The 1,175-nt window shown below is 50.5% G+C and carries 1 protein-coding gene; it reads left to right on the top strand.

Annotation, left to right across the window (positions count from 1 at the left end):
- Positions 1 to 191: 191 nt before the first annotated feature.
- The gene (locus Q1A74_RS18385) at positions 192 to 1,142 is read left to right on the top strand and encodes an IS110 family transposase (protein WP_299599719.1); all 951 of its coding nucleotides are present in this window, start codon (positions 192 to 194) and stop codon (positions 1,140 to 1,142) included.
- Positions 1,143 to 1,175: the final 33 nt, after the last annotated feature.

Genomic DNA, 1,175 nt, shown 5'->3' with positions numbered 1-1,175 from the left:
TTGTATGGCCTAATTCCCCAAATATTCGGTAAGGTGAGACCCGTAACTTACCGCCATAAGTTACCGGCCTGGCAGCCCGATGAGCGAGAGGTCTAAAGACCGTTAACAAGCGTGGGCGCCGGGCCGACCCGATTTATAAACTCGAACAGTCGAATGGGCCTCGAGCCCGAATTTAGCAAGGAAGAGTCATCATGACAAACCAAAAGCTAACGAAGTCCAGGGTTAATGTCGGTGTCGATGTGGGGAAATGGAGTTTGGATATCTGCATCCACGAGAAGAAGCTGGTATGGCAGGTGGACAATACGCCAGAAGGCATCCGATCACTGATGAATCGTCTTTCACGATATCACGTTGAGCGAATCGTTATGGAAGCGACCGGCAGATATGAATTCGCGCTGGCGGAAGCAGCCTATGATAAGGGCTTACCGGTATGTATAGCGAAGCCGACTTCTGTCAGGAAGTATGCTGGCGCTATAGAGCAGCTCGCGAAGACGGATCGTATTGACGCTCAGGTGATTGCTGAGTATGCGGCGGTAATCAAGCCTCGTGTAACGCCTGAAAAAAGTAAAAACCTTATAGCCATCAAAGACTTACTCGCCAGACGTCGTCAGGTACTGAGTCTTCGGACTCAAGAAATCAATCGTCGACACATTATGGATGACGGGATCAAACGCTCCTGTCGTCGACTGATCAAGTGCTTTGACGCTGAGATTGCTTGGGTAGAAAAGAGGCTTGAGAAACTTGTAGAAACGGAGTCCGAATGGTCAGAGAAACGAGAGATTCTGGAGTCAGCGCCTGGTGTTGGGAAAACGCTTGCGTTCACCCTGTTAGCCGATATGCCAGAACTTGGCAGCCTGACCAACAAGCAGGCGTCAGCACTCGTCGGGGTAGCACCGATCAATCGTGATAGCGGAAAGATGCGCGGGAAACGACGAATTCAGGGAGGGCGAGCCTCGGTCCGCACGACGCTGTATATGGCGACACTGAGCGCAACTCAATGCAACCCTGCGATCAAGGCTTTCTACAAAAACCTCGTGGCCCAAGGCAAGCACAAAAAAGTTGCCTTGACTGCCTGCATGCGAAAATTCATTACTATTTTGAATGCGATGATTCGAGAAAAACAAGCGTGGTGCGCAACTTAAATTTGGGGTGGTTGACACCACAGTCGCTTGTTA

This window comes from uncultured Microbulbifer sp., from assembly GCF_947504145.1.
Classification (GTDB): domain Bacteria; phylum Pseudomonadota; class Gammaproteobacteria; order Pseudomonadales; family Cellvibrionaceae; genus Microbulbifer.
Note: the sequence above shows the minus strand (reverse complement) of the source record. Positions and strands in the feature narration are given on the sequence as shown.